General features: G+C 64.4%; 22 protein-coding genes. 14 read left to right on the top strand and 8 right to left on the bottom strand.

Annotation, left to right across the window (positions count from 1 at the left end):
• The first annotated feature begins 119 nt into the window (after positions 1 to 119).
• The 4 genes from P6U30_RS26750 (at position 120) to P6U30_RS26735 (ending at position 5,604) form a co-directional block, all read left to right on the top strand.
• On the top strand, positions 120 to 1,847 hold the full coding sequence (locus P6U30_RS26750) for a cation:proton antiporter (RefSeq protein WP_407165852.1): 1,728 nt from the start codon (positions 120 to 122) through the stop codon (positions 1,845 to 1,847).
• 218 nt (positions 1,848 to 2,065) lie between these two features.
• On the top strand, positions 2,066 to 3,142 hold the full coding sequence (gene ribB, locus P6U30_RS26745) for a 3,4-dihydroxy-2-butanone-4-phosphate synthase (RefSeq protein WP_407165851.1): 1,077 nt from the start codon (positions 2,066 to 2,068) through the stop codon (positions 3,140 to 3,142).
• A 180-nt stretch (positions 3,143 to 3,322) separates the two neighbouring features.
• Positions 3,323 to 4,537, top strand: a complete 1,215-nt coding sequence (locus P6U30_RS26740) for an acyl-CoA dehydrogenase (protein WP_407165850.1) — start codon at positions 3,323 to 3,325, stop codon at positions 4,535 to 4,537.
• 146 nt (positions 4,538 to 4,683) lie between these two features.
• On the top strand, positions 4,684 to 5,604 hold the full coding sequence (locus P6U30_RS26735; RefSeq protein ID WP_407165849.1) for an MBL fold metallo-hydrolase: 921 nt from the start codon (positions 4,684 to 4,686) through the stop codon (positions 5,602 to 5,604).
• A 173-nt stretch (positions 5,605 to 5,777) separates the two neighbouring features.
• Here P6U30_RS26735 and P6U30_RS26730 read toward each other — a convergent pair whose 3' ends face one another.
• Both P6U30_RS26730 and P6U30_RS26725 read right to left on the bottom strand, forming a co-directional pair.
• Positions 5,778 to 6,632 (bottom strand): DUF1499 domain-containing protein, encoded by an 855-nt coding sequence (locus tag P6U30_RS26730; RefSeq protein WP_407165848.1) that lies wholly within the window; start codon positions 6,630 to 6,632, stop codon positions 5,778 to 5,780.
• Between the two features lie 299 nt (positions 6,633 to 6,931).
• The gene (locus tag P6U30_RS26725) at positions 6,932 to 8,560 is read right to left on the bottom strand and encodes a 3-(methylthio)propionyl-CoA ligase (protein WP_407165847.1); all 1,629 of its coding nucleotides are present in this window, start codon (positions 8,558 to 8,560) and stop codon (positions 6,932 to 6,934) included.
• 76 nt (positions 8,561 to 8,636) lie between these two features.
• On the opposite strand from P6U30_RS26725, the gene P6U30_RS26720 reads away from it, so the two are divergent.
• Positions 8,637 to 9,803: an extensin family protein gene (locus P6U30_RS26720; protein ID WP_407165846.1), complete on the top strand. Its 1,167-nt coding sequence runs from the start codon at positions 8,637 to 8,639 to the stop codon at positions 9,801 to 9,803.
• Between the two features lie 24 nt (positions 9,804 to 9,827).
• Here the strand turns inward: P6U30_RS26720 and P6U30_RS26715 are convergent, their stop codons facing one another.
• Complete coding sequence (locus P6U30_RS26715; protein WP_407165845.1) at positions 9,828 to 10,505, bottom strand: L,D-transpeptidase; 678 nt, start codon at positions 10,503 to 10,505, stop codon at positions 9,828 to 9,830.
• A 332-nt stretch (positions 10,506 to 10,837) separates the two neighbouring features.
• On the opposite strand from P6U30_RS26715, the gene P6U30_RS26710 reads away from it, so the two are divergent.
• Together P6U30_RS26710 and P6U30_RS26705 are read left to right on the top strand one after the other, a co-directional pair.
• Positions 10,838 to 11,815, top strand: a complete 978-nt coding sequence (locus P6U30_RS26710) for a magnesium transporter CorA family protein (protein WP_407165844.1) — start codon at positions 10,838 to 10,840, stop codon at positions 11,813 to 11,815.
• A gap of 139 nt (positions 11,816 to 11,954) precedes the next feature.
• Positions 11,955 to 12,176, top strand: a complete 222-nt coding sequence (locus P6U30_RS26705) for a hypothetical protein (protein ID WP_407147761.1) — start codon at positions 11,955 to 11,957, stop codon at positions 12,174 to 12,176.
• A 141-nt stretch (positions 12,177 to 12,317) separates the two neighbouring features.
• Here the strand turns inward: P6U30_RS26705 and P6U30_RS26700 are convergent, their stop codons facing one another.
• Both P6U30_RS26700 and pdxH read right to left on the bottom strand, forming a co-directional pair.
• The gene (locus P6U30_RS26700) at positions 12,318 to 13,070 is read right to left on the bottom strand and encodes an SDR family NAD(P)-dependent oxidoreductase (RefSeq protein ID WP_407165843.1); all 753 of its coding nucleotides are present in this window, start codon (positions 13,068 to 13,070) and stop codon (positions 12,318 to 12,320) included.
• 97 nt (positions 13,071 to 13,167) lie between these two features.
• Positions 13,168 to 13,809, bottom strand: coding sequence for a pyridoxamine 5'-phosphate oxidase (pdxH, locus tag P6U30_RS26695; protein ID WP_407165842.1), 642 nt, complete (start codon positions 13,807 to 13,809; stop codon positions 13,168 to 13,170).
• Positions 13,810 to 13,851: 42 nt separating this feature from the next.
• Between pdxH and P6U30_RS26690 the strand changes: the two genes are divergently transcribed.
• Together P6U30_RS26690 and P6U30_RS26685 are read left to right on the top strand one after the other, a co-directional pair.
• Positions 13,852 to 14,325 (top strand): RT0821/Lpp0805 family surface protein, encoded by a 474-nt coding sequence (locus P6U30_RS26690; protein WP_407165841.1) that lies wholly within the window; start codon positions 13,852 to 13,854, stop codon positions 14,323 to 14,325.
• A 135-nt stretch (positions 14,326 to 14,460) separates the two neighbouring features.
• Entirely contained in the window at positions 14,461 to 15,420 is a 960-nt protein-coding gene (locus P6U30_RS26685) for a DnaJ C-terminal domain-containing protein (protein WP_407165840.1), read from the top strand.
• 342 nt (positions 15,421 to 15,762) lie between these two features.
• On the opposite strand, the gene P6U30_RS26680 is transcribed toward P6U30_RS26685, so the two are convergent.
• Entirely contained in the window at positions 15,763 to 16,527 is a 765-nt protein-coding gene (locus P6U30_RS26680; RefSeq protein WP_407165839.1) for an anti-sigma factor family protein, read from the bottom strand.
• Positions 16,528 to 16,593: 66 nt separating this feature from the next.
• The gene (locus P6U30_RS26675) at positions 16,594 to 17,082 is read right to left on the bottom strand and encodes a sigma-70 family RNA polymerase sigma factor (protein WP_407147755.1); all 489 of its coding nucleotides are present in this window, start codon (positions 17,080 to 17,082) and stop codon (positions 16,594 to 16,596) included.
• Between the two features lie 201 nt (positions 17,083 to 17,283).
• Between P6U30_RS26675 and P6U30_RS26670 the strand changes: the two genes are divergently transcribed.
• The 4 genes from P6U30_RS26670 to P6U30_RS26655 all read left to right on the top strand — a co-directional run bounded on the left by P6U30_RS26670 (position 17,284) and on the right by P6U30_RS26655 (position 21,502).
• Positions 17,284 to 17,883, top strand: a complete 600-nt coding sequence (locus tag P6U30_RS26670; protein ID WP_407165838.1) for a histidine phosphatase family protein — start codon at positions 17,284 to 17,286, stop codon at positions 17,881 to 17,883.
• 158 nt (positions 17,884 to 18,041) lie between these two features.
• The gene (gene aroC, locus P6U30_RS26665; RefSeq protein ID WP_407165837.1) at positions 18,042 to 19,130 is read left to right on the top strand and encodes a chorismate synthase; all 1,089 of its coding nucleotides are present in this window, start codon (positions 18,042 to 18,044) and stop codon (positions 19,128 to 19,130) included.
• Positions 19,131 to 19,307: 177 nt separating this feature from the next.
• Positions 19,308 to 20,501, top strand: coding sequence for an adenylate/guanylate cyclase domain-containing protein (locus tag P6U30_RS26660; RefSeq protein WP_407165836.1), 1,194 nt, complete (start codon positions 19,308 to 19,310; stop codon positions 20,499 to 20,501).
• A gap of 113 nt (positions 20,502 to 20,614) precedes the next feature.
• Positions 20,615 to 21,502 carry a DMT family transporter gene (locus tag P6U30_RS26655; protein ID WP_407165835.1) on the top strand — a complete coding sequence of 296 codons (888 nt, stop codon included), beginning with the start codon at positions 20,615 to 20,617 and terminating at the stop codon, positions 21,500 to 21,502.
• Between the two features lie 6 nt (positions 21,503 to 21,508).
• Here the strand turns inward: P6U30_RS26655 and clpS are convergent, their stop codons facing one another.
• Positions 21,509 to 21,814, bottom strand: coding sequence for an ATP-dependent Clp protease adapter ClpS (gene clpS, locus P6U30_RS26650; protein WP_280976549.1), 306 nt, complete (start codon positions 21,812 to 21,814; stop codon positions 21,509 to 21,511).
• A gap of 224 nt (positions 21,815 to 22,038) precedes the next feature.
• Here clpS and P6U30_RS26645 point away from each other — a divergent pair, with 224 nt between their 5' ends.
• Positions 22,039 to 22,890, top strand: a complete 852-nt coding sequence (locus P6U30_RS26645) for a DUF1194 domain-containing protein (protein ID WP_407165834.1) — start codon at positions 22,039 to 22,041, stop codon at positions 22,888 to 22,890.
• Positions 22,891 to 22,940: the final 50 nt, after the last annotated feature.

Here is a 22,940-nt window from a genome sequence, read left to right as displayed (position 1 = left end):
CGCAGGGTCAACAGGCAGGCGAGAATCGCGAGAAAAACGCCGCCTGCGCGGATGTGACACATTGCTTGATTGATCCTCACGCCCAGCCCTCTAGGTTGCGGCACAGGAAGCCTTGACGCATGCACGAGCTAATTCGCGATATCACTCTCTGTATCCTGTTTGCCTGGGGCCTTGGGCTGCTGGCCCATTTCTCCCGGCAGCCGCTGATCCTCGCCTACCTTATCGCCGGCTTTTTCATTGGTCCATTCGGCATGGGCTGGGTCAAGTCGCAGGAGTCGATCAGCGTCATCTCCGAGCTCGGCCTGATCTTCATGCTGTTCATGATCGGGCTGGAGATCGACCTGAAGAAGATCGTCCGTGCCGGCAAGGTGATCCTGTTCGCCGGTGCCGGCCAGCTTATCGGCGGCTGCCTGCTCGGCATCCTGTTCTTTGCGGGAATGGGCCTTGCAATCAGCGGCGGCAAGTTCGATGCGCTCTATCTCTGCGTCGCCTGCGCATTGTCCTCGACCGTGATCATCGTCAAGGTGCTCTACGAGAAGCGCGAGCTCGACACCCTGCCGGGCCGGATCACGCTCGGTGTGCTGGTCCTGCAGGACATCTTCGCGATCCTGTTCCTGGCCGTGCAGCCGAGCCTCGACAATCTGCAGGTCGGCGTGGTGCTGCTGTCGATCGCCCGCGTCGCCGTCCTGGTCGCGACCGCGCTGGTGCTGAGCCGCTACGTGCTGCCGCGGCTGTTCCACCAGATCGCGCGCCGGCCGGAGCTGGTGCTGCTCGGAGCGCTCGCCTGGTGCTTCCTCATCGGCGAGATCGCGGAGCGCCTGCATCTGTCCCGCGAAATGGGCTCGCTGGTCGCCGGCGTCTCGATCTCGACCTTTCCCTATGCGCTCGACGTCACCGCGAAGGTCACGACGCTCAGGGACTTCTTCATCACCCTGTTTTTCGTCGCGCTCGGCATGACGATCCCGATTCCGGGTTTGTCGGTGATCGGGCTCGCGCTTGTCATCGCCGCGTTCACCGTGGCGAGCCGCCTTGTGACGACGTTCACGCCGCTCTATCTGATGAAGCAGGGCCTGCGCGCCAGCCTCTTGCCCGCGATCAATCTGGCGCAAATCTCCGAGTTTTCGCTGGTGGTGATCCAGACCGGGACCGCCGCCAACCACATCTCGACTGAGACCGCGAGCGCCGCCTCGTTCGCCTTCGTGGTGCTGGCGGTGCTCTCGACCTTTGCGATGGGCCGCAGCGACCAGCTCGTGCGCGGCCTGATCGGCTCCCTGAAGCGGATCGGGCTGCGGGATCTCGACCACGATCAGGACAGCGAGGGGGCGGGCGAGGGCGGCCACGGCGAGATCAGGCGCATCGTCATTCTCGGCTTTTTCCGCGCGGCGAGCGCGCTGCTCAACCAGATCGAGCGGCAGAACCAGTCGCTGCTCGAGCAGATCAGCGTCATCGACTTCAATCCGCTGGTGTTCCGCACGCTGTCCGAGCGCGGCCTGCACGTGATCTACGGCGACATCAGCAATGTCGATACGCTGGTCCATGCCGGTATCGGCAAGGCCGAGATCATCATCCTGAGCGTACCGGATTTCCTGCTCGTCGGCGCCGACAACGAGAAGCTGGTGCGCCATGTCCGGACCCTGAACCCGACCGCGAAGATCGTCGCGACCGCCGATCTCTTGGCCGACGTCGAGGAGCTCTACAAGGCCGGCGCGGACTATGTCACGGTGACCCGGATCAGCGACGCCGGCGAACTCTATGCCGTGATCGAGGCCACCGATGCCGGCCTGCTCGACGACAAGCGCGCCGAGATGGATGCTCGGCTGGCCGAGCGGCGCGAGGTGCTGCCGTAGGAGCTCGCCGTGCAGCCCCGGATGCAGCGAAGCGAAATCCGGGGGACCTTGCGTGCGAGAATGTCCCGGATTGCGCTTCGCTCCATCCGGGGGCTTCTACGGGTGTCCGTCACCGCCCTGGCATGCCTGCCCAATGCATGGCGGGTTGCATAATGATACTGGCGCGGGCCTAGGAACCCGGCTAATCCACTGCCTGCATAGAGCGAGATGTCAGGACAATGGCCGATACGATCCAGGAAGTGCTGCAGGCGTTTGCAGGGGGAGAACTCGTCGTCGTCACCGATGATGACGACCGGGAGGGCGAGGGCGATCTGATCGTCGCGGCGTCGTTCTGCACGGCGGAAAAGATGGCCTTCATCATTCGCCACACCTCCGGCATCGTCTGCGCGCCCATCACCACCGATGACGCGCGCCGGCTGCGGCTCGACCCGATGGTGGCGCACAACGAGTCCAACCACACCACCGCGTTCACGGTCTCGATCGACTACAAGCCCGACGGCGGCACCGGCATCTCGGCCGAAGAACGCGCCTCCTGCTGCCGCGCGCTCGCCAATCCCAATGCCGGTGCCAACGACTTCGCGCGGCCCGGTCACATCTTCCCGCTGATCGCCCGCGATGGCGGCGTGCTGATGCGCTCCGGCCATACCGAAGCCGCGGTCGACCTCTGCAAGCTCACCGGCCTGCCCCCGGTTGGCGTCATCAGCGAGCTGATGAATGACGACGGAACCGTGATGAAGGGCGAGCAGGTTGCGAAATTCGCCGCCGCCCACAAGCTCAAGCACGTCACGATCGCGGACCTGATCGCCTACCGTCAGGCGCGCGAGAAGCTGATCGAGCGAGTTGCAACCTTCACCACCGAAAGCCCGATCGGCCCGCTCCAGGGCTTTGCCTATCGCTCGCCATTCGACGAGATCATGCATGCAGCCTTCGTCTATAACGGCATCGGCGACGGCCGGAACGTGCTGACGCGGCTGCACAAGCCCAACATCGTCAAGGACCTGTTCACCGGTCAGGCGCGGATGGAAGCCGTGCTACGACAGTTCAAGCATGCCGGCCGCGGCGTGCTGGTGTATTTGCGCGATGGGGCCGCGGGTGTTCCGGTCGAGCCCGTCGGCGAGACGAAGAGCGCGGAGGCCGATCGCAACAAACAGTGGCGCGAGGTCGGCGTCGGCGCACAGATCCTGCGCGATCTCGGCGTCACCTCGATCCGCAACCTGACGTCGTCGGTGCACGACTACAAAGGCCTTTCCGGTTTCGGCATCGAGATCGTGTCCAACGAGAAGCTCGAGCATTAGCATTTGTCGTTCCGGCCGATGCGCGTGCATCGAGCCCGGAATCTCGAGATTCCACGGCGCCCTTGAGGTTCACGCTGTCGTATGCCGCGGAATGACGAAAACCCAATACAATTGCGCTTTGCAGCATAGCGCTTTAATTTATCCGGCAAACTCCCAAAGATCTATGCGAAAGGATGTTTCATGAGCGTGCGCCCCCAGGCCAAGGACAAGCCGGCTGCTGCCAGCTTCCAGTGGGATGATCCGTTCCTGCTCGACGACCAACTCACCGAGGACGAGCGCCTGATCCGCGACACCGCCCGAGCTTACGCACAGGACAAGCTGCTGCCGCGCGTCACCAAAGCCTATCTCGAAGAGAAGACCGATCGCGAGATCTTCAACGAGATGGGCGAGCTCGGCCTGATCGGCGTGACGCTGCCGGAGGAATATGGCTGCGCCAATGCGAGCTACGTGGCCTATGGCCTCGTGGCGCGCGAGATCGAGCGCGTCGACTCTGGGTATCGCTCGATGAACTCGGTGCAGTCGTCGCTGGTGATGTATCCGATCTACGCCTATGGCGACGAAAACCAGCGCAAGAAATATCTGCCCAAGCTTGCGACGGGCGAGTGGGTCGGCTGCTTCGGCCTGACCGAGCCTGACGCCGGTTCCGATCCCGGCGGCATGAAGACCCGCGCCGAAAAGGTGGCCGACGGCTACAGGCTCAACGGCGCCAAGATGTGGATTTCGAACGCGCCGATCGCCGACGTCTTCGTGGTCTGGGCCAAATCATCGGCGCATGACAACCAGATTCGTGGCTTCATCCTGGAAAAGGGCATGAAGGGCCTGTCGGCGCCGAAGGTCGGCGGCAAGCTCAGCTTGCGCGCCTCGATCACCGGTGAGATCGTGCTCGATAACGTCGTGGTGCCGGAAAGCGCGCTATTGCCCAACGTGTCCGGCCTGAAGGGCCCGTTCGGCTGTCTCAACCGCGCCCGCTATGGCATCTCCTGGGGCGCGATGGGCGCCGCCGAGGACTGCATGCACCGCGCCCGCCAGTACACGCTCGACCGCAAGCAGTTCAACCGGCCGCTCGCCGCCACCCAGCTCGTGCAGAAGAAGCTCGCCGACATGGAGACCGAGATTGCGCTCGGCCTTCAAGCTTCGCTTCGCGTCGGTCGTCTGATGGACGAAGGCAAGATGGCGCCGGAGATGATCTCGATCGTCAAGCGTAACAATTGCGGCAAGGCGCTCGACATCGCCCGCATGGCGCGCGACATGCACGGCGGCAATGGCATCCAGATCGAGTATCACGTGATGCGACACACCGCGAACCTGGAAACCGTGAATACCTATGAGGGGACCCACGACGTCCACGCGCTGATCCTTGGACGCGCGATCACGGGCATTCAGGCGTTCTCGTAAGGGGCGCTGGCGTACCACGAGGCAATGCTGTCATCGTCCGCGAAGGCGGACGATCCAGTATTCTGGAGGCCGATGCTCAATCTCGAGTGCCGGTGTTTACTGGATGCCCCCGCCTTCGCGGGGGATGACAGCGAGTAGGCAATCCCATGGCCGACAACGACGACATCCCGTTCAACCGCAACTTCCCGCTCAAGCCAGGCGTGGTCGAAGAGGTCCGGCCCGGCGTGCGCCGCATCCTCTGCAACAATCCGAGCCCATTCACCTTCACCGGCACGGTCAGCTACATCGTGGGGAAGGGCAAGGTCGCGATCATCGATCCCGGTCCGGATGACGAGGCGCATGCCAAAGCGCTGCTCGACGCGGTCCGGGGCGAAACCGTCACGCACATCCTGGTTACCCATACCCATCGCGACCATTCCCCGAACACCCCCCGGATCAAGGCCGCGACCGGCGCGCCGGTTTATGCCGAGGGACCGCACCGGGCTTCGCGTCCGCGCTTCGAGAGCGAGAAGCACAATCCGGAATCCGGCGCCGACCGCGATTTCCGTCCCGACGTGCAGGTGAAACACGGCGACGTCATCGAAGGCACGGGCTTTAGGCTGGAGGCGGTCGCAACCCCGGGGCACACCGCCAATCATCTCGCCTTCGCGTGGCCTGAACGCAGCATCAACTTCGTCGGCGACCACGTGATGGGCTGGTCGACCTCGATCGTGGCGCCGCCTGACGGCTCGATGATCGACTACATGGCATCGCTGGAGCGCCTGGAGCAGCGGCCCGAGCAGCTCTATTTCTCAGGCCATGGACCTGAGATTCCGGAAGGTCCGCGCTATGTCCGCTTCCTGACCCGTCATCGCCGGGCGCGCGAGGCATCGATCCTGCATCGTCTCGGCAAGGGCGAGGCCGACATTCCGACGATGGTGCGCGCGATCTATATCGGGCTCGATCCGCGTCTCGCCACTGCCGCCGGCTATTCCGTGCTGGCCCATTTAGAGGATCTGGTCGGACGCGGCATTGTCACGACCGATGGAGATCCCGTGATCGGCGGGACGTATCGGCTGGCCTCTTAACCTCGCCCCGTTCTTCACGGGGAGAAGTCCAAATTCGGGCGTAGCGCGAATTTCGGGTGAGGGGCATGCCACAAGCTCGGTCTCGCCATTGCGCTCGCGGATCGAAGCCCCTCACCCCAACCCTCTCCCCGCAAGAGCGGGGCGAGGGAGCACACCGGCGACACGGGCAGACGCTATTTCTTCACCGTCTTCGCCGGCGCCTTCGGCGGAGGCTGCGGCGGCTTCTTAGCCGGCTTGGAGTTGTCGTTGTCGACAGCGGTGTTGATGTCCTCGATCAGCTTCGTGATCCGCGCCGCGTTGCTGCCCAGATCGGTGTCGAAGTAGCGCGAGGCGGAGCGGATATCGACGCGCGAGTCCTCGCCATCGGGCGTGACCCGGATCGAGACGTCCTCGCGGAACCCCATGATCGGCGTGCGTGCCACCGCCTCGATCCGGCCGATGTTGCGCGGCGGTTGCGGCGCGCGCTCGTCGATGACAAGCCATTTGCGACGGTTCACCAGTCGCAGCGTCACATCGAATGCCCGGGTGGCCGACGCCTCGAGCTCGACGGTCTCGATATCGGGGTAGGCCTTGCGCTGCTGCTCGGCTGAATAGAGGCCGGCATAGGCCGCAGGATTGGTGCCTTCGCCGGTGCGCAGGCGTGCCAGCGCCTCGAATCTGGGCGGATCGATCGGATCGGTCGTGATGTCGTAGATCCGCGGCAGCTTGCGGTACTGATACAGGAGGTAAGCGGGGTAGGCGAGCACGAGGGCGTCGATCAACAGGGCGAGCAGAATCCGGCCCATGCCGCGGGTCCCGTTCTGCCAGATCGCGGCGAAGGCGCCGAGACCGACCAGGATCGAGAGGCCGGCGCAGCCCAGCGCGCCGAAGAAGGTCGCCAGCGCCGGCTTCACCTCCAGGAATCCGAAGCGGACGATGAGGACCGAAACCAGCACTGCGACGACGGAGAAGATGGCGAGGTTGCGTGACCAGGTGGCGAGACCGGACACGGGCTCCTGCTGGTAGGGAGCGGAAAACCTGCGCGCCATCGTCGAAGAATCTCCCGGTTGAGATGCGCCGGGGCGAGCAATGCCGCCGTGACTGATCCGTGTGAGATCACGGACCTGCGGCAAATTCAAGGGAATTTGGGGACCCTCCTCCCCCTTGCGGGAGAAGGTGGGCCGCAGCCGGCCTATCGGCCGCCGTCCTCCAAGGAGGCCGCGATTCGCCGCATCGGCTATGCGAAGTCCGCGACGGATGAGGGGGCTGCCTCCGCAGAGACAAACCCTTCACCCGCGCTCGCTATGCGAGCGCACCCTCTTCCGCAAGGGAGAGGGTGACAACGAGGTTAGGCCGCTGCGGTCGGCAACGTGTAATCCTTGAACTGGTCGCGCAGGGCCGTTTTCAGGATCTTGCCGGTTGCGGTGTGCGGAATGCCTTCGACGAAGGCGACGTCGTCGGGCATCCACCATTTCGCGATCTTGCCGTCCATGTATTTCAGGATGTCCTCGCGCGTGGCGTTCTGGCCCTGCTTGAGCTGCACGATCAGGAGCGGACGCTCATCCCATTTGGGATGATGGACGCCGATCACGGCGGCTTCCGCGACCGCCGGATGGCCGACCGCAAGGTTCTCGAGATCGATCGAGGAAATCCATTCGCCGCCGGACTTGATGACGTCCTTGGAGCGGTCCGTGATCCGCATGTAGCCGTGCGGGTCGATCGTGGAGACATCACCAGTGTCGAAATAGCCTTCCTCGTCGAGGATGCTGCTGTCGACCCTGAAATAGGCCTTTGCGATCGCAGGGCCGGAGACCTTCAGCCGGCCGAAGGTTTTGCCGTCCCACGGCAGCTCCTTGCCGGCATCGTCGGTGATCTTCATCTGCACGCCGAACGGCGGATAGCCCTGGGTCTGCAGGACGTCGAGCCGTTCCTCGCCGGCGCGCTCGGAGAACGGCGGCTTCAACGTGGCCAGCGTGCCGAGCGGGCTCATCTCGGTCATGCCCCAGGCGTGGCGCACCTGCGTGCCCATGTCGAGGAAGGCCTTGATCATCGAGCGCGGCATCGCCGAACCGCCGCACACCACCATCTGCAGATCCGGCAGCTTGAGATTGTTGGCGGCCATATATTGCAGCAGCATCAGCCACACTGTCGGCACGCCGGCCGTATGCGTGACCTTCTCGGTCTGCATCAATTCATAGACCGAGGCGCCGTCGAGCTTCGGGCCAGGCATCACGAGCTTGGTGCCCATGGAAGGAGCGGAGAAGGCGATGCCCCAACTGTTGGCATGGAACAACGGGACCACCGGAAGCATTGTGTCTGCGGCGGAGGTGCCGAGCGCGTCCTTCGAGTTGGCCATCAGCGCATGCAACACGTTGGACCGGTGCGAGTAGAGCACACCCTTGGGATCGCCCGTGGTACCGGACGTGTAGCACATCGCCGCCGCGGTGTTTTCGTCGAAGGTCTTCCACTGGAACTTGCCGTCGGACGCCGCGATCCAGTCTTCATAGGCGACCGCGTTCTTCAGCGTGGTCTGAGGCATGTGTGCTTTGTCGGTCAGCACTACATAGCGCTCCACGCTCGGCAACTGGTCCGCGATCTTCTCCAGCACCGGAACGAAGGTGAGGTCGGTGACGACGATGCGATCCTGGGCGTGGTTGACGATCCAGGCAATCTGCTCCGGAAACAGGCGCGGATTCACCGTGTGGCAGATCGCGCCGATCCCCATGATGCCATACCAGACCTCGAGATGGCGCCAGGTGTTCCAGGCGATGGTGGCGACACGGTCGCCGAGCTTGATGCCGTCGCGTTCCAGGCTCTGCGAGACCTTCAGCGCGCGGGCGTGGATTTCAGCGTAATTGGTGCGATGGATGGGGCCTTCGACCGACCGCGTCACGACCTCCTGCGTGCCGTGATATTTCGCGGCGTGCTCGATAATCTTGTGACACAGCAAGGGCCAATCTTGCATCAAGCCAAGCATACGCAAATCCCTCCTCAATCCTCACACATGATCCACCGGCATCTTGGGCGGCCGGCAGTAAAATCATGGAATTGACATGAACTTTAGCGCGGAGAAAGCAAGCCGAAAATGGGCTGATGGCGCGTTTCGTCGCGGGCGCGCGGCAATGGTTACCGCTGCCGCGGCGCTGCTTTGGCTTGGCATGCAGGCCAATCCGGCGGAGGCCGCCCGGCGCTCGGCCGGCTTTCCATGGGATGACCTGTTCGGCGCCCGCCCGGCCAAGCCGCGCGCGGTGAAGCGCCGCACGGCCGTGCCATTGCCGAGGCCGCGCCCCGCCGAGGCGCCGGCCGCAGCGAAGCAGCCCGCGGTGACCGAGCCCGCAGAGCAGACCAAGCCTGCCGAGGCCGCAAAGCCGGCTGAGCCCGCTCCGCCGCAGCCCTCGGCCTGCCGGCTGGCGCTGACCGAGGAGATCGCGATTGCGCCGAGCGTCCCTGACATCCACGGCCCCGGCGATTGCGGCGGCGAGGATCTGGTGCGGCTGGAAGCGATCGTGCTGCCGGACAAGCGGAAGGTTGCGGTGAAACCGGCTGCGATCCTCCGCTGCAAGATGGCGACCGCGGTCGCGGACTGGGTGCGCACCGACATCGCTCCGCTTACCGTAGGACTTGGCAGCCCGATCAGCGATCTCGACAATTTCGACTCGTTCGAGTGCCGTGGCCGCAATCGCGTCGCCGGTGCGCAGCTCTCAGAGCATGGCCGTGCCAACGCGCTCGACGTGCGCGCCTTCAAGCTCGCCAACGGCAGTTCGATTTCGCTGACCGACCGCAACGTGCCGCGCAGTTTGCGCGAGACCGTGCTGCATTCGGTCTGCGCCCGCTTCTCCACCGTGCTTGGCCCGGGCTCGGATTGGTACCACGAGGACCACATCCATCTCGATCTGATGGAGCGTCGCAACAATTACCGGATCTGCCAGTGGAATGTGTATGACCCGCTGCCGCAGGTCGCCCCGCTGCTGCCGGCGGCCCGCCCGGAGGACGCTCCGCCGCGCGAGGTAGCGGCCAAATCCAACGCGTCCAAGCCTGATACGTCCAAGCCCGATGCGTCCGAGCCAGGTGCGCCGAAAGCCGGCACGTCCGAAGCCGATGTGTCCAAGGGAGAGCACGGCAAGCCGGACGCGACGAAAGCGGAAAACGCGGCCGTTCCCGACGCCGCCGCGACCAGGCCACGACCAACAAAAAAGCGCCGGCATAGCCGGCGCCCCTGATGTCGTCTGCGATGGTCGGGCGGATCAGTAAGTGACGTTGCCGCCGCCGCCCTGCAGCGCCATCTGCGAATTGAACGGCGAGTCGCCATGCTTGGGCTCCAACACCACCACGATGGTGCCGAGCTTGACGCGGTTGTAGAGGTCGATGACGTCCTCGTTGGTCATGCGGATGCAGCCCGACGAGATCGACGCGCCGATATACTCCGGCTGGTTGGTGCCGTGGATGCGGAACAGCGTGTCCTTGCCGCCCGAATAGAGATACATCGCCCGCGAGCCCATCGGATTGTCGGGACCGGGGGCGACGTAGCTGGGAACTCCGAGGCGGGAAATTTCGCCGGGGGTCGGGTGCCAAGCCGGCCATTCGGTCATGGCGCCCACCTTGGCGATGCCGGACCAGGCCATCGCCTCTTCGCCCACAGTGATGCCGTAACGGATCGCCTTGCCGCCGTCCATCACGTAGTAGAGGTAATGGTTGTCGGAATCGACCACGATCGAGCCGGGGGCTTCCTTGCGGTGGTACTCGACGATGGCGCGGCGGAACGGCTCGGCGACCGGCGTCTTGACGAAGGTGCTCTTCGCCATGAGTTCCTTGTCACGTGGCTTGAAGTTCGCGGTGTTGGTTGCCTCGTAGGTTGTGGCCTGCATGCAACCAGACAGCATCAGGCCCGTGGCCAGAATTCCCAGGGTAACTTTGAGCGACATGATTACAGTCCAATCGAAAATCCGCGCCCAAAGCGCCCATAATGCGCCGCAAACGCCACGATTCCATTGAAACCATTATTGCCGAAACCTCCCGTCAATCCCAGCGTTTAGATGCTCCTCCCGCGTTGCGGGACGCCGTCTGTGGCTTTTTTGCCGCAATTTTTCGACCGCTGGGCCGCCGTTCTGTGCAAACAGGCAACGGTCGGACGGGAGATGTCAGCCGTCGCCGCTTGGCCGCTACAAAAGGACGCCGGATTCATGTCCCAGTCATGAACCGCCAGCCAGAATCGGGCTAAGTCCACCGGTCTGCCAGCCGCCTCCTGGAGTTCCTTATGCTGTCGGTGTTCATCCCCTCCGATGTGTCCCTCAAAAAGGTTGCCATCACCGACCTGGCCGGACTGCCCGACAATGCAGTGTGGGTCGATCTGGTGAACCCGACCGTGGAGGAGGATCGGGCGGTCGAGAGGCTGGCCAAGATCGCGGTTCCCACGCGGGAAGACATGCAGGAGATCGAGATCTCCAGCCGTCTCTACATCGAGAGTGGCGCGCGCTACATGACCGCGACGCTGATGTGCCAGTCCGACACGGACATGCCGCGGACCACAGCCGTCACCTTCATCCTGACCGGCCACCGCCTGGTCACGGTGCGCTATGATCTGCCCAAGCCGTTCGCGCTGGTCGAGAACAAGCTGGCACGCGCCTGCCCGCCCGGCATCACCGGCGAGCAGGTGCTGATGGAACTCCTTGACGCGGTGATCGACCGCTGCGCCGACATCCTGGAGCGCTGCGGCGCCGATATCGATCAGGTCTCGCATGACATTTTCGAGCCCGAGAGCGAGCGTCACGGCCACGCCAAGCAATATTCGCAGATCCTGATCGCCATCGGCCGCAAGGGCGACCTGACCTCGAAGGTCCGTGAAAGCCTGGTCTCGATCGGACGGCTCGTCACCTTCCTGTCCGCGGTCGTGGAAGGGGTGAAATGGTCGAAGGACATGCGCGAACAGCTCAAGACCATGCAGCGCGACGTGGCGTCGCTGACGGACCACGCCTCCTATCTCTCCAACAAGATCACCTTCGTGCTCGACGCCATGCTCGGCGTGGTCAATCTGGAACAGAACAACATCATCAAGCTGTTCTCGGTGATGGCGGTGGTGTTGATGCCGCCGACGCTGATCGCCTCGATCTACGGCATGAACTTCAAGGTGATGCCGGAACTCGAATGGACGCATGGCTACCCGCTGGCGCTGGTCGCCATGCTCGCCGCGGCGATCGTGCCGTACTGGATCTTCAAGTGGAAGAAGTGGCTGTGACGGCTGCTTTCAGCGCGCGCGTCGCATTTTGGGATTAGGGCAGGCTGCCTTATTTCCTCTCCTAAAATTTGAGTGTTGCGCTGAACGTTTGGGCGAAACTTGTCTGCGATAACGCCTGCCTCGAAGCCGGAGGACAGCAATGGTTGAGAAGATCATAACCCCACGGCGTAACGTCATCGACTTTGCGCGCTATCAACAAGACCGCGCAGCAGGCAAGGTGCAGGCGATCTCGCCGAGGCTTTGCCGATACTGTGGCGCTGCGTTGCTCGATGGTGAGGACGACGACGACTGCTCCAGCGCGTTGAACGACATCGCGCTGCGGCCGCTTGAGAAGAAGTCGCGCAGGTTCTACGCGGACTAGAGGCAGAAGCCTCGGAGGCAGAAGCCTTCTTGCGTCGTTGCATTCGCAATCGAAGCCATCCCTGGAATACGGCCGCGGCGGCGGCCGGGATCGCTTCGTCGCTCTCTCTCCCGGCAATGACGTTGCAACTTACCCTTACCGTTAAACGTGCTGGCCACCGTTGATGTGGATCTCCGCGCCGTTCACGTAAGAGCTGGTCTCCGTGCACAGCACGTAGATGATCTTGGCGACCTCGTCCGGCGTGCCGAGGCGATGCATCGGGATCTGCTGCTCGACGATTTTCTCGGTGCCCGGCGACAGAATCGCGGTGTCGATCTCGCCCGGGGCGATCGCGTTGACGCGGACGCCGACGCGGCCGAAGTCCGATGCCATCTCGCGCGTCAGCGCCGCGAGCGCCGCCTTCGACGTCGCATAGGCCGCGCCGGCAAAGGGATGCACGCGGGAGCCCGCGATCGAGGTGACGTTCACCACCGCGCCGCGCGCGTGCTTCAGCTCCTCGATCAGCCCGCGCGCGATCATGATCGGCGCGAAGAAGTTGACGTGAAAGACCTGGTTCCAGGTTTCGATATCGGTATCCATGGTGCCGAGCCGCCCGCCGCCCGGAGCCTTCGGCGAGATCGCGGCATTGTTGACCAGCGCGTGGAGTTCGTCGTTCTCCAGCCGGCTCCTGATTTCGGAGATCGCGCGCACGGTGTCGTCGTGGCTGCCGAGATCGACCTCGATATGGTCTTCCGGCCCCGCGCCCCACGGACAAACTTCGGGAAAGGCGTGCCGCGAGCAGGTGATGACGCGCCAGCCGGCGGATGAGAACCGGATCGCCGTGGCATGGCCGATGCCGCGGCTGGCGCCGGTCAGGAGCAGCGTGCGCCGCGGCGCGTTCGATGTGGGAGACATGGGGACCTTTCAGCGTTGAACGGCGTCGGCGTCCGGAGCATGGGCCGGAAACATGGAAACCGGTTTTCCGAAGAGATCATGCTCAAACAAAGGGACATCAGGGATAGAGCCGCACTTTCGACCACGCGCTGCCGGCGCCGTCGCGGCGGAATTCGATGCGGTCGTGTAGACGGAACGGACGGTCATGCCAGAACTCCATGCGCAGCGGCGTGATCCGCCATCCGCTCCAGCCCGGCGGCCGCGGCACTTCGCCGATGACGTATCTCGCGCCGACCTTGGCGATCGCCTGCTCAAAGGCGAAACGGCTTTCCAGCGGCTGCGATTGCTTGCTCGCCCACGCGCCGATCTGCGCCTGCTTCGGCCGCGTGGCGAAGTAAGCATCGGCCTCGGCATCGGTCACCGGCGCAACCAGCCCGCGGATGCGCACCTGCCGGCGCAGCGATTTCCAGTGAAACAGCAAAGCCGCCTTCGGGTTGGCGGTCAGTTCGCGGCCCTTGGCGGAGGCGATGTGGCTGTAGAAGACGAAGCCATCGGCATCAAAACCCTTCATCAGCACCATTCGTACGTCGGGCAGCCCGTCGGCATCGACGGTGGCGAGCGCCATCGCGTTCGGATCATTCGGCTCGGACTTGGCGGCCTCGGCAAACCATTCACCGAACAGCGCGAACGGCTCCTCCGCCGCCGTAAAATCACCCGATGTTAACGGTGTCGGGTGTTTGATGGAGGTCGTGTCGGTCATGTCAGGGGTCCCGATTTGCTTCCGCCCGCGTCACAAAACGCGTTGCTCGCCCTATATAGGGCATGGGACCGCATTGGCCTATCGGCGATCCGTCCCGCGGGCACGGCGGTTACACTGATTCTCATCGGTGTCGGCGCAAGCGGTTGCAGCCTGTCGCAGGTCGATGCCTTCGCGCGGGTGGACGACGCGGATGTGACGGGCTCGATCCGCCCGACACCGGTCAACGCGGTGGTGCCGACCGACAGCGACCTTGCGTTCGGCCGCAACGCGGCCTCCGACGTGCTGACCAAGGGCGACAAGGATTCCAGCCAGCCCTGGGAGAATCCGCAGACCGGGGCGCGCGGATCGGTGACGCCATTGGCGGAGGCCTATTCCGGCGAGGATGGCCGGGTCTGCCGCGACTTCCTCGCAAGCTACGTCAACGGAACCACCGAGACCTGGTTGCAGGGCGCCGCCTGCAAGACTGGACGGGGGCGGTGGGAAATCCGTAGCATGACGCCGTGGAGAAAGTCCTGAGTGCCGCCGGCATATTGAGCTGGCGATGGCGCCGGGCTAGTTGCAAAAATGCCACTGAACCCCCAGATGAACCTAAGGTGGGCCCGGACGGGTTCCCGATCCTGGACTGATTTTCCCGTGAAGGAGACGTGACGGATGCGCGACCCCTATGACGTGTTGGGGGTGCAGCGGAGCGCCAGCGCTGCGACGATCAAGAGCGCCTATCGCAAGCTCGCCAAGAAGCATCATCCCGACAACAACAAGGGTGATCCCAAGGCGGCCGCCCGCTTTGCCGAGATCAATGCCGCCAACGAGATCATCGGCGACGAGGACAAGCGCCGGCAGTTCGACCGCGGTGAGATCGATGCCGAAGGCAAGCCGCGCTTCCAGGGATTCCCCGGCGGCGGCGCCGGTGCCGGCGGCCGCGCCGGTCCGGGCGGCTTCGAGTACAGCTTCCGCACCGGCCCGGGTGGTGGCATGGGCGGCGGCAGCTTCGAGGATATCCTCAACAGCATGTTCGGCAACGCGGCCCGCGGTGGCCGCGCCGGGCGTTCGAGCCCGTTCGAATTCGACGCCGGCGGCGGGGTCGGGGTCGACCTCGACCTTTCGGTGTCCATGACGGTGTCACTGGAGGAATCGGTCAAGGGCGGCGAGAAGCGCGTTCGGCTGCCGACCGGCCGTGAGCTCAACGTCAAGATTCCCGCGGGCGTCGCGAGCGGCCAGCAGATCCGGCTGAAAGGGCAAGGCGAGACCGCGCCCGGTCATCCGCCCGGCGACCTCCTGATCACGATCTCGGTCGCGCCGCATCCGTTCTTCAAGGTCGATGGCAATGATCTTAGGATCGACCTGCCGATCACGCTCTATGAGGCGGTGCTCGGCGGCAAGGTCCGCGTGCCAACACTCGGCAGCGCGGTCGAACTGTCGATCCCGAAGAACACCTCCAGCGGCCGGACCTTCCGCCTCAAGGGCAAGGGTTTGCCGAAGGCGGGGGCGACCGGCGACCTCTACGTCACCACCCGCATCATCCTCCCCGACGGGAACGATGCCGATCTTGAGGCATTGATGCAGACGTGGCGGGATCGACACCCCTACAATCCGCGCAGTGATCTCGGCTGACAGCCGACACGCTCGAGATGCGAAACTGAACTGCCCCGGACCGTTTCGGCGCAGACAGTAGCGTTCGCGCGAGCGCCAGGGTCGGGCTAGCGCCAAAGGATGGCAAGCCGGGAGTGCGGCCTCGAGAGGGGGACCAGCGCGGTACAAAACCCCAATCGAGGCCGCGTGCGTCGATCGGCGGATCGAGCGCAGATCATCTTCGCGTGATCATCCGGTGCGATATTGAGACGCGCCAATGACACGATTCGAAATTTTCAATGTCCGAATTGAGACGTTGAGTGAGGCTGGATTCACTCGACGCTCGTGCACCGCCTTGCATGCCGATCGTCGTGGAATTGCGGGCTATCCGCCGCTCTTCTCCATCTGATCGTAGACCGCCTGCGCGACCTGCGTCAGGCGCGAGCGGTCGGTGCCGCCGCTGACCACATAGGCGACACCGCGGTCGGCCCAGAACAGCGCGCCGTCATTGCCGTGCACGGCGTATCGCATCTGCGTCGCCTCGGTCTTCGCCTTCGCGGTGTAGATCGTATAGCGCTCGCCGGACGCACTCTCATACATCAGGAATGACGCCGGCCCGCCCGGTCCGGGCAGCAGCCGGCCGCCGATCAGCTTCAGCCCGGTCAGCTCCGGCGCGCGCACGTCCCAGCCGCAGCGCTTGGTCAGCCAGGCCTGGAGATGCGCACGCTCGTTGCCGGGTACCTCGACGGGATGGCGGACCTCGACCACGTACAACCGGTGTGCATCGAGGGCATCGAGCGTGAAGCTCTGGAAGGTTGACGGCGCAACCGCCATGCCGCGCGCGACCCAGCCGATGCCGCCACCGGCGACGAAGGCGGCGAGCGTTGCTGCCACGGCGCCATAGATCCAGCGCCGCGGCTGACGCTCCAGCCGCTCGAGTTCGAGCCGCTTCGGCACCGCCTCGTCGAGTACGGAATCGTAGCGCGCGTGCAGCGCATCCGCCATCGCACGCCATGACTGCACCCGCGCCGCTTCGTCCGGATGCGCCGCGAGCCAGGCCTCGACATCGCCGCGGCGCTCGGCCGGCAGCTCGTTGTCGACGTAAGCATGCAGCTCATCTTCGGTGACGGGAATGTTCGGGTCGGTCATATCAGTCGTCTCTGTCAAATCTCGTTCGAAAATTGTTCACGCGTAACGCTGCCATCACGCATCGTGTCATTTCACCCGCCTGAGCGCCGGGCGCTCGCCGTCCAGCGAGGCTCTCACATGAGCGCGGGCGCGGGCCAAGCGGGACATGACGGTGCCGATCGGCACGCCCTGGATGTCGGCGACCTCGCGGTAGCTCAGGCCCTCCAGCATCACCAGCAGCAGCACCGAGCGCTGCTCCTCCACCAGTGTCGACAACGCGCGCTCGATATCGCGTCCCTCGGCCTCGGTGCCGCTGGCGTCGGCATTGTTGTCGAGCAGCGGCATCAGTGGCGGCCGGCGCGCCAGTGAGCGCCGGCGGTTCTTGTTCAGGTTGGTCAGGATCGTGTAGAGCCAACTCCTGAGGTCGCCGCCGAGAAACAGCCGCTCCGAGCGGAGCGCCCGCACCAGCGTGTCCTGCACCAGATCGTCGGCGATGTCGGCGTCACGCGCGAGAGCGCGCGCGTAACGCCGGAGCGCCGGTATCATAGCCTCGACGCTTTGACGAAAGGCGGTCATGCATCCCTGTCTTCGATGGTTGCGGCGGCAGCCGCCTTTCCCAACATAACACCCAAATGACGTGACTATTCCTGTTGCGCCGATTTGTCCGCGCGGTGCGGTGGCCGAGTGCAGATTTGGGCTGTACCCGGCGTGTCGATTCCGGCTACGTGATCTCTACGAGGCAACGCAACTCGCTCAGCAGGGATTAATCACCACGCAATGCCGGTGCCGACGATCTACTATATCCGTCACGGCGAGACCTCATGGAATGCGGAAGGCAGGCTGCAGGGCGTGCAGGACATCGCGCTGAATGAGCTCGGCCGCCGCCAGGCGGCGCATGCGGGGCGCATCCTCGCCGGCCTGTTTGCCCGCGACGGTCGCGACAAGACGCAGCTTGCCTTCGTCGCGAGCCCGTTGATCCGGGCGCGCGCGACCATGGAGCTGGTGCGTACCGAGCTCGGCCTGCCACCGGGCGGCTATGCGCTCGACGACAGGCTGCGCGAGATCGGCTACGGGACGTGGGAAGGCTCGACGCTTAAGCAGGCGCAGGCCGCCGATCCCGCCCTCTATGCCCGGCGCCTGGTCGAGAAGTGGACGGTGGCGGCGCCCGGCGGCGAAAGCTATGTCGAGGTGCAGGCGCGGATGACCGACTGGTACCACTCGGTGGGCTCGGACACGGTCGCCGTCGCCCATGGCGGCACCGCGCGGGCGCTGATGGTGGCGCTCGGCTTCGAGACCCCGGCCAGCGCTGCCGATCTCACCATCGAGCAGGGCGCGGTCTACGTATTCGATGAGGCCGGGTTGCGGAAATATAGTTAAGCTACGCGGTCATTCCGGGGGCGCCCGGAGGGCGAACCCGGAATCTCGAGATACCGGGTTCGATACTGCGCATCGCCCCGGAATGACGGATCAGTAGTTTGACCCCGGTGCCTGCGCGCGTTACCACAAGCCAGAACTGACTTACACAAGCGCAAAAGATGTCCTTCAACACCTTCGGCCATATGTTCCGTGTCACGACCTTCGGCGAAAGCCATGGGGTGGCGATCGGCTGCGTGGTCGACGGCTGCCCGCCGCTGATCCCGCTCAAGGTGGAGGAGATCCAGCACGACCTTGATCGCCGCCGTCCCGGCCAGTCGCGCTTCACCACCCAGCGCCAGGAGCCGGATGCAGTGAAGATCCTGTCCGGCGTGATGGCGCATCCAGAAACCGGCCTGCAGGTGACGACGGGCACGCCGATCGCGCTTTTGATCGAGAATACCGACCAGCGCTCCAAGGATTATTCCGAGATCAAGGACAAGTTCCGCCCCGGTCATGCCGACTTCACCTATGAGGCGAAATACGGTCTGCGCGACTATCGCGGCGGCGGGCGCTCCTCGGCGCGCGAGACCGCGACCCGCGTCGCGGCGGGCGCAATCGCGCGCAAGGTCCTGCCAGGCGTGAAGGTGCGCGGCGCGCTGGTGCAGATGGGCCCGCACAAGATCGATCGCGACAAGTGGGACTGGGACGAGATCGCCAAGAATCCGTTCTTCTGCCCGGACAAGGACAAGGCGGCGTTCTTCGAAAGCTATCTCGACGGCATCAGGAAGAGCGGCTCCTCGATCGGCGCCGTCATCGAAGTCGTCGCCGAGGGCGTGCCGGCCGGGCTCGGCGCGCCGATCTATGCCAAGCTCGACAGCGAGCTGGCAGCGGCGATGATGACCATCAATGCGGTCAAGGGTGTCGAGATTGGCGCAGGCTTCGGTGCCGCGGAGCTCTCCGGCGAAGAGAACGCCGACGAGATGCGGACCGGCAATGACGGCACCAGGTTCCTGTCCAACAATGCCGGCGGCATTTTGGGCGGCATCTCGACCGGCCAGCCGGTCGTGGTGCGCTTCGCGGTCAAGCCGACATCCTCGATCCTGACCCCGCGCCGCACCGTGGACCGAAAGGGCGCCGACACCGACATCCTGACCAAGGGCCGCCACGATCCCTGCGTCGGCATCCGTGCTGTGCCGGTCGGCGAGGCCATGATGGCCTGCGTGCTGGCCGATCATTTTCTGCGCCATCGCGGACAGACCGGCCGCTGATTCCTGTATAGTAGCGGTCGCTACTGCGTTTTCGAGCGAGGCCTGTCCCGGACTTGATCCGGGACAGGCACCGGTTTCTCGCCAAGAGAACGCGCCAAAACAAGAATCTGGAGCTTCGGTTCTGATTCAGCCAGAACCGAAGCTGCTCCAGGTCGGGTGCTCGTCGGGGGTACTGCCATGAACGCGTCGGAGTTGCGGGACATCATCGAGTGGATGATCGGCGGAGCGCGCTCGGCGCCCACCCCGTCGCAGATGATGGCGGAATGCTGCGAACGCGTGGTTCGCGCCGGCCTGCCGCTATGGCGCGTCGGCGTGTTCGTTCGCACGCTGCATCCCGAGATCTACGGACGCAGTTTCATCTGGAAGCCTGGGGCCGAAGTGGAGACCGGCACCGTCAGTCACGACATTCTGGATTCCCCGGAATATGCCGCAAGTCCGCTTTCGATCGTTTTCAAGCAATGCGTCGAGGTGAGGGCGCGGCTCGACGATCCGGCAAGCGCGCGTTTTCCGATTGTCGAGGACCTGCGCCCGGAAGGCGTCACCGACTATATCGCCATGCCGCTGATCAACACCGACGGCTTTCCCAATGCTTCGAGTTGGACCACCAAGCAGCCGGGCGGCTTCACCGAGGAGCAACTGAACGTGATCCGGTCGCTCACCGTTCCATTGGCACGCTATATCGAGATCGTGACCCTGCGGCGCACCGCCGCGCTTCTGCTCGATACCTATGTCGGCAACCGCGCCGGCGAGCGCATCATGGGCGGCCAGATCAGGCGCGGCCATGCCGATACGATGGATGCCGCGATCTGGCTGTCCGACCTGCGCGGTTTCACCGCGTTGTCGGATCGCTTGCCGGCCGAGACCGTGGTGGAGATCCTCAACCTCTATTTCGATTGCCAGGTGTCCGCGATCCGTGCCCACGGCGGCGAGGTGCTAAAATTCATGGGTGACGGCCTGCTCGCGGTGTTTCCGGTCGATGAATATGTCGGCAACGAGGAGCAGGTTTGTTCACGGGTGCTGGAGGCGGCGCGCGAATCTCGCGCCGGCGTCGCGGCGCTGCAATTTCCCAATGGCGAAGACGTCGAGCGTTTCCGCTTCGGCGTCGCCCTGCATCTTGGGCGAGTGCTCTACGGCAATATCGGGGGCGGCAACCGGCTGGACTTCACCTGCATCGGGCCCGCGGTCAATCTCGCCGCGCGGCTGGAGAGGATCGCTGGCCGGCTCGGCCGCACTGTGGTTGCCTCCGAGCGTTTCGCCGGCATTTGCGACGGCGGCTGGAGCGAGCTTGGCGAGTTTCCGATCGCCGGATTCTCGAAGGCTGAGCGGGTCTATGGCCTGCACGACGAAGCGCCGCGCGCCGTTCACGCCTAGAGCATGATCCGGAAAAGTGTGATGCAGTTCTCCGAAAAGATGATGCTCAAACAGGAAGCTAAAGCGCGATGACGATTCAACCCAATCTCATCGCGCTTTAGGAGCGACGCCAAGTGTCCGACGTTGATGCCCAGCATCGGACCGGCATTGCCCTGATCGTCGCGGCCGCGGTGGCATGGAGCACCGCGGCGTTCTTCACCCGGCTGCTGCACTTCGATTCCTGGACCATCCTGTTCTGGCGCGGGTTGTTCGGCGGCGGCGCGATCACCCTGTTCCTCGTCGCCACCCAAGGCGGGCGTGGCGCGCGCGACCTCGTCGCGATGGGCGCCGGCGGTTGGCTGGTGGCCTGCCTTTCGACCGTTGGCATGGTGGCGTTCATCCCGGCCTTGCAAATGACGAGCGTGGCCAATGTCGCGGTCATCGTCGCCGTCCAACCCTTTGCCGCCGCCGCGATCGCCTGGATATGGTTGCGTGAAGCAGCCCTGCCGCGGACACTGCTGGCCAGCGCGGTGGCATTGGTCGGCGTGGCCGTCGCCGTCAGCGGTGCAGGCGGCGTCGCGGATTACAGAGGCATCGGGCTCGCCTGCGTGATGATGCTGGCGCTGTCGCTGATGACGGTCGCCATCCGCAGGCATCGGGAGACACCGATGGTCGCGACTGCCGCATTATCGAACTTTCTCGGCAGCCTGATCAGCATTCCCTTTGCGCAGGGTATCGGCTCGGCCACGGCATCCGACCTCGGCGTGCTCGCGATGTTCGGGTTCTGCCAGGTCGGGCTCGGCCTCACGCTGTTCACGCTGGGCTCCCGGCTGATACCGTCCGGGCAGGCCTCGCTGATTGCGACGCTCGAAACACCGCTGATGCCGCTCTGGGTGTGGCTAGCCTTTGCCGAGATGCCGTCCGTCCGAGCGCTCGTCGGCGGTGCGCTGGTGATGGGCGCCGTCGTCGCCGACATCGCGGCGGGTGGACGGGCGCAGCTCGTGCAGCCGGCGGAGCGATGAGGGATGCTACTCTTCCGGCTCGGTGGTGAACAGCAGTGGATAGCCCTTGGCGCGGCCGGCGTCGGTGGCGCGTGTCGCCTTGGTCTCGGCGACGTCCCTGGTGAACACCGCGACCACGCAGACACCGCGCTGATGTGCCGTCAGCATCACCTTGTAAGCTTGATCGTCGGTCATGCGGAATTCCGCCTTCAGCACGGTCACGACGAATTCACGCGGCGTGTAATCGTCGTTGATCAAGATGACCTTGTGCAGACGCGGCCGCTCGACCTTGGTCTTCGCCTTGGTTTTCGGCTTGACGATGGTATCGGGCATTGCCCGGCACCTCCCTCACGGTTGCACTCCGGATAATAATGCCTTCCGGGCTTCACTGGAACCGGTCGATTTGCACGGGCTCATTGCGGCAACGGCACGGCGCGCCGTCGTCGCCCAAATCAAGGCGGACGGGCTTAACCTGAATGTGAAGCGCGGACGCTGTTCGCGCTTTGCGCCGCCTGATTTGCGTGTCACCATGACAGTCACACGACGGGAGGGCAGCGATGCGCTGGTATGTCTCGATCGGAGCGGTGCTTGTCGCCGGCATGCTGGCAAGCGGCGATGCGGCCGGTGTTGCCGCGCCCGGGCCGGGAACGCAGCCCAACGAACGGCTGGTCGAGAAGGAGTCCACCCCGAGCGTCGATGTCGAACTGATCCTTGCGGTCGACGTCTCCTATTCGATGGACATGGACGAACTCGCGGTCCAGCGCGAGGGTTACGCACAGGCGATCGTCTCAAAGGAATTCCTGCAGGCGCTGAAGGCCGGGCCGAACGGCAAGATCTCGATCACCTATATCGAGTGGGCTGCCTCCAACGATCAGAAGATCATCATCCCCTGGCGCGTGATCGACGGTCCCGAATCCGCGGATGCCGTCGCGGCCGAGATCATGAAGACGCCGGTTCGGCGGGCCTCGCGCACCTCGATCTCGGGCGCGATCTACTTCGCGGTTCCGTTGTTCGACGAGAACCCGCATCGCGGCTTGCGGCGCGTGATCGATATTTCCGGCGACGGACCCAACAACAACGGCGCGCCGATCCAGCCCGCGCGCGACATGGCGCTGGAGAAGGGCATCGTCATCAACGGCCTGCCGATCATGGTGAAGGAGCCGTCCTACTCGACGATGGATATCGAAAATCTCGACTGGTACTACGAGGACTGTGTGATCGGTGGTCCCGGCTCCTTCGTGGTGTCGATCAAGGACCGCGAGAAGTTCAAGGAGGCGATCCGCACCAAGCTCCTGCTCGAGGTCGCCGGCCGCACGCCGGAGCGGCCTGTGGTGCGGGCCGCCGACAAGGAGCCGCGCGTCAACTGCATGATCGGCGAGAAGATCTGGCAGGACAGGTGGGGGCGGTAGGATTTGCAGGTCGTAACCCTCGTGGGGTGACGGAGAAGGTGCGCACTTCC

Source organism: Bradyrhizobium sp. ORS 111, assembly GCF_045571485.1.
Classification (GTDB): Bacteria; Pseudomonadota; Alphaproteobacteria; order Rhizobiales; family Xanthobacteraceae; genus Bradyrhizobium.
This window is presented reverse-complemented; position numbering and strand designations above follow the sequence as displayed.